Origin of the sequence: Bisgaardia hudsonensis (assembly GCF_004345785.1) — a bacterium.
In the GTDB taxonomy this organism is placed as follows: Bacteria; Pseudomonadota; Gammaproteobacteria; order Enterobacterales; family Pasteurellaceae; genus Bisgaardia; species Bisgaardia hudsonensis.
Window position 1 is genome coordinate 1 of sequence record NZ_SLXI01000002.1, and the last position, 12,378, is coordinate 12,378.

Annotated in this window: 10 protein-coding genes and 1 rRNA gene; all 11 read left to right on the forward strand. The window is 32.3% G+C overall.

Going from position 1 to position 12,378, the window contains the following annotated elements:
• A 5S ribosomal RNA gene (rrf, locus tag EV697_RS10055) occupies positions 1-86 on the forward strand; the annotation flags it as partial.
• A gap of 323 nt (positions 87-409) precedes the next feature.
• Positions 410-1,033: an RNA chaperone ProQ gene (gene proQ / locus EV697_RS02730; protein WP_132022318.1), complete on the forward strand. Its 624-nt coding sequence runs from the start codon at positions 410-412 to the stop codon at positions 1,031-1,033.
• Positions 1,034-1,077: 44 nt separating this feature from the next.
• The gene (prc, locus tag EV697_RS02735; RefSeq protein WP_132022321.1) at positions 1,078-3,102 is read left to right on the forward strand and encodes a carboxy terminal-processing peptidase; all 2,025 of its coding nucleotides are present in this window, start codon (positions 1,078-1,080) and stop codon (positions 3,100-3,102) included.
• A 92-nt stretch (positions 3,103-3,194) separates the two neighbouring features.
• Positions 3,195-4,682, forward strand: coding sequence for a L,D-transpeptidase family protein (locus EV697_RS02740; protein ID WP_132022324.1), 1,488 nt, complete (start codon positions 3,195-3,197; stop codon positions 4,680-4,682).
• 84 nt (positions 4,683-4,766) lie between these two features.
• On the forward strand, positions 4,767-5,327 hold the full coding sequence (gene mepK, locus EV697_RS02745; RefSeq protein WP_132022326.1) for a peptidoglycan L,D-endopeptidase MepK: 561 nt from the start codon (positions 4,767-4,769) through the stop codon (positions 5,325-5,327).
• 83 nt (positions 5,328-5,410) lie between these two features.
• Positions 5,411-6,043 (forward strand): MBL fold metallo-hydrolase, encoded by a 633-nt coding sequence (locus EV697_RS02750; protein ID WP_132022329.1) that lies wholly within the window; start codon positions 5,411-5,413, stop codon positions 6,041-6,043.
• A gap of 231 nt (positions 6,044-6,274) precedes the next feature.
• Positions 6,275-7,981, forward strand: coding sequence for a class I SAM-dependent DNA methyltransferase (locus EV697_RS02755; protein WP_132022332.1), 1,707 nt, complete (start codon positions 6,275-6,277; stop codon positions 7,979-7,981).
• Positions 7,974-9,344, forward strand: a complete 1,371-nt coding sequence (locus EV697_RS02760) for a restriction endonuclease subunit S (RefSeq protein ID WP_132022335.1) — start codon at positions 7,974-7,976, stop codon at positions 9,342-9,344. The genes EV697_RS02755 and EV697_RS02760 overlap by 8 nt, the downstream gene beginning before the upstream one ends.
• Before the next feature lie 45 nt (positions 9,345-9,389).
• The gene (locus EV697_RS02765; protein WP_132022338.1) at positions 9,390-10,310 is read left to right on the forward strand and encodes a COG2958 family protein; all 921 of its coding nucleotides are present in this window, start codon (positions 9,390-9,392) and stop codon (positions 10,308-10,310) included.
• A gap of 111 nt (positions 10,311-10,421) precedes the next feature.
• Positions 10,422-10,625: a type I restriction endonuclease gene (locus EV697_RS02770; protein WP_132022341.1), complete on the forward strand. Its 204-nt coding sequence runs from the start codon at positions 10,422-10,424 to the stop codon at positions 10,623-10,625.
• 19 nt (positions 10,626-10,644) lie between these two features.
• A partial coding sequence (locus tag EV697_RS10020; protein WP_132023161.1) for an RNA-binding domain-containing protein occupies positions 10,645-12,378 on the forward strand: 1,734 nt, incomplete at its 3' end.

Genomic DNA, 12,378 nt, shown 5'->3' on the forward strand with positions numbered 1-12,378 from the left:
TAATCCATGCCGAACTTAGAAGTGAAACGCTGTTACGCCGATGGTAGTGTGGGGATTCCCCATGTGAGAGTAGGTCACCGCCAGGTTACTAATTAAGAGAAGAGAGAGCCATAAGTTGAGAGACTTGTGGCTTTTTTGCGTTGAGAATAAATTAAAAAATGAGTGGCTAGAATAAAACTTTGATATATTATACCGCACTTTTTAGATGCATTTACTAGGTTAAATAACTAAATACTCTAAATTAAATTGAACCAATTTAAATAAATTTAGTGAAATAATTAAACTTAATAGATAAATAAGCAACGTAATATCTATATTAATTATTAAATAATTGTCATTTAAGTAAAAATTGAGATAAAATGGCAAGAATTTTCTATTTAAACAAAAATAAAATAAGCAGGAATGAATTATGAGTGAAGTCAAAAAATTAAAAAATAATAAAGAGATTATTGAATATTTAGCAGGAAAGTTTCCTCTTTGCTTTATTCTTGAAGGAGAGGCAAAACCTTTAAAAATAGGATTATTTAAAGATTTAGTTGAGGTTTTATCTGATGATGAATCTATTAGTAATACACAGTTAAGACAAGCTCTTAGACAGTATACATCTAATTGGCGCTATTTATATGGTTGTCGCGAAGGTGCAGAGCGAGTTGATCTATATGGGAATTCTTGTGGTATTTTAGAAAAAGAGCATGTTGAACATGCTTTACAAAAGCTTAATGAAGCTAAAGCTAAATTTGCAGAGAAAAAAGCTACAGGAAAGTTTTCTAAAAAGAAAACTAATAAAAATAATTTAGATTCTAATGATGTAGCAAAAAAAACAAATCTAAGAAAGAATATTGTAAAAACACAATTTAAACCTATCAACATTGATGAATTAAAAGTACAAAGTAAAGTTAAAGTAAAAATTGCAAATAAGTTGAATATAGCGACAGTATTAGATATCTCGAAAGACAATGTTCGAGTTGAATTAGATAATGGACTCGTTATTAGTGTTACAGCTGATCGTTTATTTAAAATAAATAAAAATTAAAAAATGTTTTCAATTAAATAAAGCATTGATACAAGGATAAAGCGATGAGATTTATTGGAAAAGGATATTGTTTAACTACTTTAATTTTAAGTTCTTTTTTTATTAGCCCATTTACTATAGCTGAATTACCAAAAATAAAATCAGAAGAAATTATTATACCTAAGCCAACAGAAGATAATTTCTCTGCGACTAAGCGAGTAACAAATAGACTTGTTCAGTCTCACTATAGAAAAATTAAGTTAGACGATGAATTCTCTAAAAAAATTTTTTATCGTTATTTAAAATTTTTAGATTTTAGTCGGAATACTTTTTTACAAACTGATATTGATAATTTTGAAAGTACTTTTTCACAACAAATTGATGATGAATTAAATAATGGTTCCTTGGATATTGCATTTAATATTTATGAGTTAATGATGAAAAGACGCTATGAGCGTTATTCTTATGCTTTATCTTTATTAGATAGAGAACCTGATCTTAATAAAGATGATATGGTCGAAATAGATAGAGAGAATGCAGCTTGGCCAAAAGATCAAGAAGAAGCAAATAAGCTTTGGGAGCAACGAGTTAAAAACGATATTATTAATTTAAAACTGAAAGATAAGAAATGGCCAGAAATTAAGAAGAAATTATTAAAGCGTTATAATCTTGCAATACGCCGCTTAACACAAACTCAAGCTGATGATATCGTTCAAATTTATTTAAATTCTTTTGCTAGAGAAATTGATCCTCATACTAGTTATTTATCTCCAAGAACAGCAAAAAGTTTTAATGAAAGTATGAATTTATCTTTAGAGGGTATTGGAGCAACTTTGCAATCTGAAGATGGTGAAACAATTATTAAATCTCTTGTGCCTGGGGCGCCTGCGGCAAAAAGTAAAAAAATTAAAGCTGGGGATAAAATTATTGGAGTAGGTCAAGTTAAAGGTGAAATTGAAGACATTATTGGATGGCGTCTAGAAGATGTCGTTGATAAGATTAAAGGTAAGAAAGGAACCAAAGTTCGTTTAGAAATTGAACCCGCTAAAGGTGGAAAATCTAAATTAATTACGTTAGTTAGAGATAAAGTTCGTTTAGAAGATCAAGCTGCTAAATTAACTATTAATAAAGTTAGTGGTAAAAATATAGCAGTGATCAAAATACCTAGTTTTTATATTGGATTAACTAATGATACGCGTAAATTATTAAAAGAAATAAAAGATAAAAAAGCCGATGGATTAATTATTGACTTAAGAAATGATGGCGGTGGTTCTTTACCTGAAGCAATAGAGCTTAGCGGGTTATTTATTAGTGATGGGCCTGTTGTTCAAGTGAGAGATGCTTACCAAAGAATTAGAGTACATGAAGATCCCGATAATGAACAGGTTTATTCTGGACCTTTAGTTGTAATGATTAATCGCTTTAGTGCTTCTGCATCTGAAATATTTTCTGCAGCTATTCAAGATTATAATCGTGGAATTATAATTGGGCAAAATACTTTCGGTAAAGGGACTGTTCAACAAAGTCGCTCTCTAAATTTTGTATATGATTTAAATCAGAGTCCATTAGGATTAATTCAATATACGATTCAAAAATTTTATAGAGTGAATGGAGGGAGTACTCAGTTAAAAGGTGTTGTGCCAGATATAAAATTTCCTGATGTAATTGATATAAAAGAAAATGGTGAAGAAAAAGAGGATAATGCATTACCATGGGATAAAATTCCTCCAGCTAAATATTCTCAATTTTCACCAATTAATGAGGCAGTTCCTTACTTAATAGAAAAGCATCTTGCTAGAATTGCTAAGGATCCCGAGTTTGTTGCATTAAGTGAAACATTAAAAATTAGAGATGAGCGTAGAGATAGAAAATTTTTATCACTCAATCTTAATGCGAGACAATCGGAAAGTAAGTTAGATGATACAAAACGTTTAAAAGATCTTAATGAACGTTTTAAACGTGAAGGTAAGAAGTTAATTAAGAAATTAGATGATTTACCAAAAGATTATGAAGATCCTGATTTTTTCTTAAAGGAAGCAGAAAGGATAACAATAGATTTTATTAACTTGAAAAATAATAGAAAACTTTAGTTTAAGATAAAATTAGCACATTGATTATATAATCTGTTCTTATTATATTTGTCATATGAACAGATTGTATCTTTGTGTTTAAGGAATAGATAATGTTAAAAATAAATTTGAATAGATTTTTTTATGTAGCTTTGTTAGGCTTGTTTAGCTACATAGGGAATCTATATGCAGAATTGTCTTCTTCTCAAAATTCTGAAATATTGAAGATGACAACGTTAAAAATGATTAAGTTGACAGATGACCAACTATTATCAGAACAGAAAGCATTAGAGTCTGATTTATCTGAGATTACTCGTTTAAATAATGAGCACACAAAATCATCTGAAGCTAGATTGTCTGATTTAATGGAAGGCTATCCACTTCAATTTAAATCTGAATTAGCTCAAATATATTCTGAAAATGATTATCTACTTCTATGGGAAAATAAAAAAGTTAATAAAGCATTTTTAAAGGAATATGCTGTTTTTGTTGCTAGTGGAATATCTAAAAATGCAGGAAAAAAACTTAAAGAAATTGATAAGTTATCAAATATTGGTGGTTTAATTTATGATATTTTACTAAGTGATGCGTTTTTGGATTATATGTACTATTCAAAACATGTCAAAGATTTTGCTCAAGATTGGTTATATGAGTCTAATCGCTATATTAGCAGTTCACCATCTAAATCAGATATTCTATCTTGGCTAAATGCAATAAAAAGCCATAATGAGTTAGCATTTATTGATAGTTTATCAACGAAAAATTCAATTTATTTAGATACATTAAATAAATTGATAGAATTGTCTTCTGCAAAAGTTATAGAGAATACATCTCAGTTAAATAAATTAGCACTTAATTTACAAAGATTGAGAGTTATTCCTGAATTTAGAAACGGTATTTTTGTTAATATACCGAGTTATCAGTTAAATTATTATCGAGATGGAAAATTATTATTAAATTCTAGAGTTATAGTTGGTAAAGTTGCTCGGAAAACACCAGTGATGTACAGTCGATTAAGTAATGTTGTCGTTAATCCACCTTGGACACCAACTGAAAAGTTAATAAATGAAGATATAGTACCTAAAATTAAAAAGGATCCAAGCTATGTAGATAGTCATAATTATACTATCAAGGATTCTTCAGGGAAGATTATCGATCCATATTCAATAAATTGGACTGAAATTAAAGGAAAGTTTCCTTACCGAATTCGCCAAGCGGCAGGTGGTAGTGCTTTAGGTAACTATAAATTTAATATGCCAAGTTCTGATGCTATTTATCTACACGATACCCCAAACCATTCATTATTTTCTAAAAAGAAAAGAGCGTTGAGCTCTGGTTGTGTTCGAGTGGAAAAGTCCGATGAGCTTGCTACAATATTATTAAAAGAATCAGGGTGGACTGAGTCCCGTAAAAATTCTGTCTTAAAAAGCAGAAAAACATCATCAGCTAATATAAACTCTAATAATCCAGTTTATTTATATTATGTTACTTATTGGGTAGATAATGGAAAAATTAATATAGCCCCTGATATTTATAGTTATGATAATGTAGTTAGTAAGATTAATACTGATTGGAAGTTATTACAAAAATATTTAAATTAATAATTAATTTTATATAAATGGTGAACTAAATTTTTTTTTCGATGACTAACGTAAAGAAATGTAAATAAAATTCAAGGTAAATAAATGTCTATAATCAATTTAGAGCGTAGAAAGTGGTTATCTTTGGGGGGAATTGTTTTAGGTGCTTCCATATTACCTAATTCAGTACTAGCCGTTGTTTCAACAGTGAGGCCTCGTATTTTAACATTTAGAAATATTAATACGGGGGATAAATTAAGTGCTAATTTTTCAATTGGAAAAGGGTTCTCTCAAGCAACACAGAAAAAAATGGATTATTTACTAAGAGATCGAAGAACTGATCAGGTTCATAGAATGGATCCAAAACTTTTTACAAAGTTTTATCAAATTCAATCTAATTTAGGCTTACGTAATGCAGAGATCCAGATTATTTGCGGTTATCGCTCTCCAGTTAGCAATGCGAGTATGAGAAGAAAAAGCCGTGGAGTAGCTAAAAATAGTTATCATATGATAGGTAAAGCGATTGATTTTAGAATTGATGGTATTAGCTTAAGTAAAGTAAGACAAACTGCTGAATCTTTAAAAAGTGGTGGAGTTGGGTATTATCCTCGTAGCAATTTTGTTCATGTGGATACTGGTCCTGTAAGAACTTGGCGTGGAAGCTGATTAACTTATAAAAACTCGTATAATTTATACCGCACTTTTGTGCGGTTTTGTTTATTTAAAAAGTAGATTGATAGGAAAAATAGATGCAAATCGACATAATACCAGTTACCAGTTTTCAACAAAATTGTTCTATTATTTGGGACGATAATAAAAATGCAGTCATTGTTGATCCTGGTGGAGAAGCAAATAAATTAATCCAACGTATAGAAGAATTATCACTTAATCTAAAATTGATTTTATTGACTCATGGACATCTTGATCATATTGCTGATGCACCAAAATTAAAGTCACATTTTAATGTAGAAATTTGGGGAGCAAATAGCAAAGACGATTATTGGTATAAAGGTCTTGCACAACAATCCTTACAATTTGGTCAATTATTTGAAGCTACATCTTTTGAGCCAGATCGATGGTTAAATGATGAAAATGAAGTGATTGAAGTTGGAGATTTGCGTTTTGAGATACTATATTTACCAGGGCATACTCCAGGGCATATCGGCTTTATTGAAAAAACACAAAAAATTGCTTTTACTGGCGATGTTCTCTTTAAAAATAGTATTGGTAGAACGGATTTCCCAGGTGGAAATCATCAAGAATTGCTTGATTCTATTCGCAATAAATTATTTACACTTGATGATGATACCATAATTATTCCTGGTCATGGACCTTATACAACAATAGGGCAAGAAAAACAGCATAATCCTTATTTAGCATAATTGTTTTGGTATTTATAATACCAATGTTTTATATTTTAAGATGAAGCCATTAATAGTATATTTATGGCTTTATTTTTGCTTGTTTTTCAAATTTATATTTTATAATTAATTGATTTAAAATAAGTTTATATTACAATAACTCAAATAATAAACCTTTCTTTTATTCGATAAATTAAAAAAGGTTTTCGATATTTATCTTAATCTTATTTCCTTACTAACTAAGGCATTGCAATGAAAAACACCGAACAACAATTTCTTAATGAGCTCGATACAAAACTATGGAAAGCTGCTGATAAACTGCGTTCTAATATGGATGCGGCGAACTATAAACATGTCGTACTTGGACTGATTTTCTTAAAATACGTATCAGATGCCTTTGTTGCTCGCCAACAGAGTATCCAACAACAGTTGCAAGATCCCTCTCATCTTTATTATCTTGATCCCGCTTTTTATGATGATGACAAAAGCTATCAGCAAGAAATGGAAAATGAATTAGAACAGCGAGATTATTACACGGAAGAAAATGTTTTTTGGGTACCCAAAGAATCTCGTTGGGCGATGCTTCAAAATAAAGCTACCACGCCATCAGGGGAAATCTTATGGCAAGATGAAAAAGGCGAAGATGTCAAAATGCGTTCGGTTTCTTGGCTTGTGGATAATGCCTTAGAGAGTATCGAAAAACACAATCCTAAACTTAAAACCATTCTTTCTCGTATCAGCCAATACCAAGTAGAAGATAATCGCCTGATTGAACTGATTAATTTATTTTCTGAAACCTCTTTTGCCAATCCTGAATATCAAGGGGAAAAACTCAACCTAAAAAGCAAAGATATTTTAGGGCATGTGTATGAGTATTTTTTAGGACAGTTTGCCTTAGCAGAAGGTAAACAAGGTGGGCAGTATTACACACCAAAAAGCATTGTTAATCTGATTGTGGAAATGCTACAACCTTATCAAGGGCGAGTGTATGACCCTGCGATGGGAAGCGGTGGGTTCTTTGTGTCAAATGACAAATTTATTGAAAATCATGCCAAAGAAAAACATTATCAAGCCGAAGAACAACGTCGCCAAATTTCTATTTATGGGCAAGAATCCAACCCTACCACATGGAAACTTGCCGCGATGAATATGGTCATTCGTGGTATGGATTTTAACTTTGGAAAACAACATGCCGACAGTTTTACCAACGATCAACATCCTGATTTACGTGCCGATTTTGTGATGGCAAATCCGCCATTTAACTTAAAAGATTGGTGGCATCAAAGCTTAGAAAAAGATGCCCGTTGGCAATATGGCACACCGCCAGAGGGCAATGCCAACTTTGCGTGGGTGCAACATATGCTTTACCACCTAGCCCCAACAGGCACAATGGCATTATTACTGGCAAACGGCAGTATGAGTAGTAATACCAGCGGAGAGGGAGATATTCGTAAAAAATTGGTGCAAGAAGATGTGGTGGAAGCGATGATTGCACTACCGGGGCAGTTGTTTACCAATACGCAAATTCCCGCTTGTATTTGGATTTTAAGTAAAAATAAAAACAATGGCGTGGTGTTTGATAAAACTAAACGTAACCGTCAAGGCGAGATTTTATTTATTGATGCCCGCAATTTAGGCTATATGAAAGACCGTGTATTGCGTGATTTTAGTGAAGAAGACACGCAAAAAATTGTGAATACGTTTCATAACTGGCAATATGGCGAAGATTACCAAGATGAAGCAGGCTTTTGTTTTTCTGCCACTTTAGCCGATATTGAAAAACACGACTTTATTTTAACCCCAGGGCGTTATGTCGGTGCAGTTGCCGAAGAAGATGACGGTATTCCTTTTGCAGAAAAAATGCAAAAATTGACCGCACTTTTAAACGAACAAATGGCAGAAGGGGAACGTTTAAATGCCCAAATCAAAGCAAATTTAAAGGGGTTGGGGTATGAGTGAGTGGAAAAAAGCCAATTTATCAGAAGTTATGAATATCATTGGTGGGGGAACACCAAAAAGGAATATTGCTGAATATTGGAATGGAACAATTCCATGGTTATCAGTCGCAGACTTTAATGAGGATAGAAGATACGTTTCTTCATCAAAGGAAAGTATTACGAATTTAGGACTAAAAAATAGTAGTACAAAAATTTTAAAAAGAGGTTCATTAATTATTTCTGCTCGAGGTACTGTTGGGTGTATAGCTCAATTAAAGGCAGATATGGCTTTTAATCAATCTTGCTATGGTTTGGAAGGAAAATCAGGTATTTTGGATAATGATTTTTTGTATTATTTATTAAAGAATAACATTAAAAAATTAAAGAAAAATACTCATGGTGCGGTGTTTGATACCATAACAAAAGAAACTTTTGAACATATTGAGATTGAATATCCTTTATTGGAAAAACAAAAAGAAATCTCTAAATTATTAGGAAGTTTTGACGACAAAATAGAACTCAACACCCAAACCAACCAAACCTTAGAACAAATCGCCCAAGCCATATTTAAAAGCTGGTTTGTGGATTTTGACCCAGTCAAAGCCAAAATGGACGTATTAGCCCATGGTGGTACAGTAGAGCAAGCCGAACTGCAAGCGATGCAAATCATCTCAGGCAAAACCGCTGAAGAGCTTGAGCAAATGCAACGCACCAACCCAGAAGAATATAAAACCCTCGAAAAAACCACCGCACTTTTCCCAAGTGAAATGGTCGAAAGCAAATTAGGGGATATACCGAAGGGGTGGGAGGTTCAACAGATAAAAGATATAGGTTTTATCGTCTGTGGAAAAACACCTTCTAAACAAAATCCAAACTTTTATGGGGGAGATATTCCCTTCATAAAAATTCCTGATATGCACGGAAATACATTTATTACAAAAACAAATGAATATCTTTCCAAAGAAGGGGCAGATTCACAAAAAACAAAATATTTACCAAAAGGAAGTATCTGTGTGAGTTGTATTGCGACTGTTGGTAAGGTTTCTATTGTTACTAAGCCTTCACAAACTAATCAACAAATTAACAGTATTATTCCGAATAATGATTATTTAACAGAGTTTTTGTATTTTTATATGAATGAATTGGAAGATGAGTTTTATAGTTTAGCAAGTGGTGGTAGTGCCACTTTGAATATGAATACTCGTGTTTTTTCTTCAATAAAGTTACTTAAACCTAAAGATGATTTATTAACGATTTATCATTCAAAAGTAAAACCAATATTTGATATGATTTTATCTAATCAAAAAGAAAATAAAAATCTAGCTGAAATTAGAGATATGTTATTGCCTAAATTATTATCAGGGGATATATCTTTTGATATTTAAATAAAATTATTGTAATTTATTTAATAGACCTATAAGGAAAAAATAATGACCACTCGTGTAGATATGATTATCGAAACACTAAAGGCTAATCCTGACCAATTTTTTACGGCTAAAGATTTAGCTAAATTATTTATTCAACGTTATCCCAAAGAAATAGCGGATAAGCAAAAAAATTATGAATCAGAAGAAAAACTAATTTCGCAATTAACCGCAGAAATTGGCGGTAAGAGAACAGAACGCGTTAAGCAAAAATGCCATAATATTATTACACGAGATAAACCTCGTCCTCGTTTATATTGTTGGCAGTCAAAGCCAACTCAGCTAATATCTCAAATGACTACTTCGCCACAGAATTTAAAAGAAGATCAAGAATTGGTCAGTGAAACGCTGTCTGAACAAGATCTTTACCCATTACTTATGGAATTTTTAAAAGAGGAATTTAAGTTATTCTGTCGTAGAATTGATGAGAAAACCTCAAAAAATAGTCATGGTAGTGGTGGTAATCATTGGTTGCATCCTGATGTTGTGGCTTTAGAAGCATTGGATAAAGAGTGGCAAGAGGAAGTGAGTGATTGTGTGCGTAATAGTGGCAGCAGCACAGTTCGACTATGGTCATTTGAAGTGAAAAAACAATTAACTAGAGCGAATGTGCGTAGTTATTTTTTTCAAACAGTATCCAATTCTAGTTGGGCAAATCTTGGCTACTTGGTTATTACAGGCTTAGATAATAACGTAGAAAGTGAATTACAGATGTTATGTGGATTACATGGTATAGGTGTCTTACTGCTCAATACAGAGTCTTTGTTTGATAGTCAGATTTTAATTCCTGCTAAACTCCGTTCAGAAATTGATTGGTTATCAGTCAATCGTATTGTGGAAGAAAATAATGATTTTAAAAAATATATTGAACAAGTGGGTATTTATCTACAAACAAGGAAATTGACTACAGACGTCTGGAATAAATAATTAATCAAATTATGAACCATTTTTACAAAACTTTATCCGTATCTCTCCGCTTGTTATATGGTAGTAATTTAACAATCTTACCGCAAAGTAAGTAATGAGGACTAAACAACAATGAACGAAGAATTTATTGAAAATAATGCACTGGCTTGGTTTAAAGAAACGGGTTGGGAAGTTTTTCACGGCAAAGATTTATTACCAGAAGGCACTAATCCACAGCGTAATGAGTTAAGTGCGGTGGTTTTAGAGCCAATTTTTCGTTTTCAATTTACAAAGCTTAATCCCCATTTGCCCGCTTGTTGTATAGCGATAATTTAAAAGGAAGGATATAAACTCAATGTCCAATCGTATATTCATGCAACTTCAGAATTTAACTTTAGAGGATATTCTTATATTAAGAGAGTCCGTTGATATCGAATGTAAATTAGCCATTGGGCGAGATGGTAGGGGCGGTTTACCAATCAGCCTGTGGGAAACATATAGTGCTTTTGCTAATACAGATGGTGGGATTATTATTTTAGGCACTAAAGAGAAAAAAGATGGTTCATTAGAAATTATTGGTGTTGAAAATAGCAGAAAATTTAAAGATGATTTTTTTAAGACTATCAATAATCGTCAAAAAGTGAGCGTGAATTTATTAAGTGATCATCATTGGAAAGAGCTATCTGTTGATAATAAAGTTATTATTCTTATTGGTGTTCCAAGGGCAACTCGTCAGCAACAGCCAGTTTATTTAAATAATAATCCGTTGGGTAATAGTTTTATTCGTCAGCATGAAGGTGATTTTAGACTGGATGATGAACGAGTTAAGCGACTGTTAGCAGAGCAGACTCAAGATTCTCGAGATGATGAGATCCTTCCTTATTTTGGATTAGATGATTTGGATATATCTTCATTAAAAGTCTATCGGCAACGTTATGCAAATCTTAACCCTAGTTCAGATTTAAATGATGTCGATGATATTACTTTTTTACGGCGAATTGGTGCCTACGGGATCAATAGAGTAACACAGGAAAAGGGGCTTACAAAAGCTGGATTATTGATGTTTGGACAACATCATCATATAACTGAAGTTTTTCCCAATTATTTTGTTGATTACCAAGAACGAGAGATAAATTCTGATAAGCGTTGGGTTGATCGAGTAGTGGCAGATGCAACTTGGAGTGGTAATTTATTTGATTTTTATCGGAAGGTTTATAACAAATTAATTCAAGATTTAAAAATTCCTTTTGAAATTGTTGATGGTGTAAGACAAGATGATACGCCAGTCCACGTCGCTATTCGTGAGGCTTTAGCTAATTGTTTAGTTCATGCTGATTATTCCGATAGAGCCTCTGTGTTAGTTGTTAAAACACGAGATAGCTTTGAATTTAGAAATCCTGGATTAATGAGAATTCCGTTGGAACAGTCTTTATTCGGTGGTGAATCAGATTGTCGTAATCGAAAATTACATCAAATGTTCCGCTTTATCAATATTGGTGAACAAGCAGGGTCAGGAATCCCTAAAATCTTGGCTGGGTGGCGTTCGCAACATTGGATTCCACCTGATTTACAAGAAAAGCGAGAACCTAACAATCAGACGGTATTAAAATTAAAAGTTATTAGCTTATTTCCAGATAATATTCATCAGGCTTTAATTGCTCAATTTGGTAATGTGTTTAAATCGTTATCAGAACAAGAACGTTTTATTTTAGCTATTGTTAAGCATGAAGGAACAGTTAATCATGCTCGTCTAAAAGTTTTCTTAAATGAACATAGTACGGATTTATCTAAATTATTACATTCTTTGGTTAAGAATAATTTCTTGCATACCACGGGAGGACGATGGGCAACTTATACTTTAGTTGGAGATAATATTATTAATCCAGATGATGTATTTAATAGCTTAAGTGTTAGTGATGATAGCTTAGGTGTTAGTGGTGATAGCTTAGGTGTTAGCGATGATAGCTTAAGTGTTAGCGATGATAGCTTAAGTGTTAGTGATGATAGCTTAAGTGTTAGTGATGATAGCTTAAGTGTTAGTGATGATAGCTTAAGTGTTAGCGATGATAACTTAAGTGTTAGTGATGAT

Coding starts and splice junctions, on each gene's coding strand:
- prc (WP_132022321.1), top strand. CDS start 1,078: ATGAGATTTATTGGAAAAGGATATTGTTTAACTACTTTAATTTTAAGT.
- EV697_RS02740 (WP_132022324.1), top strand. CDS start 3,195: ATGTTAAAAATAAATTTGAATAGATTTTTTTATGTAGCTTTGTTAGGC.
- EV697_RS02765 (WP_132022338.1), top strand. CDS start 9,390: ATGACCACTCGTGTAGATATGATTATCGAAACACTAAAGGCTAATCCT.
- EV697_RS02760 (WP_132022335.1), top strand. CDS start 7,974: ATGAGTGAGTGGAAAAAAGCCAATTTATCAGAAGTTATGAATATCATT.
- EV697_RS02770 (WP_132022341.1), top strand. CDS start 10,422: ATGAACGAAGAATTTATTGAAAATAATGCACTGGCTTGGTTTAAAGAA.
- EV697_RS02750 (WP_132022329.1), top strand. CDS start 5,411: ATGCAAATCGACATAATACCAGTTACCAGTTTTCAACAAAATTGTTCT.
- mepK (WP_132022326.1), top strand. CDS start 4,767: ATGTCTATAATCAATTTAGAGCGTAGAAAGTGGTTATCTTTGGGGGGA.
- proQ (WP_132022318.1), top strand. CDS start 410: ATGAGTGAAGTCAAAAAATTAAAAAATAATAAAGAGATTATTGAATAT.
- EV697_RS02755 (WP_132022332.1), top strand. CDS start 6,275: ATGAAAAACACCGAACAACAATTTCTTAATGAGCTCGATACAAAACTA.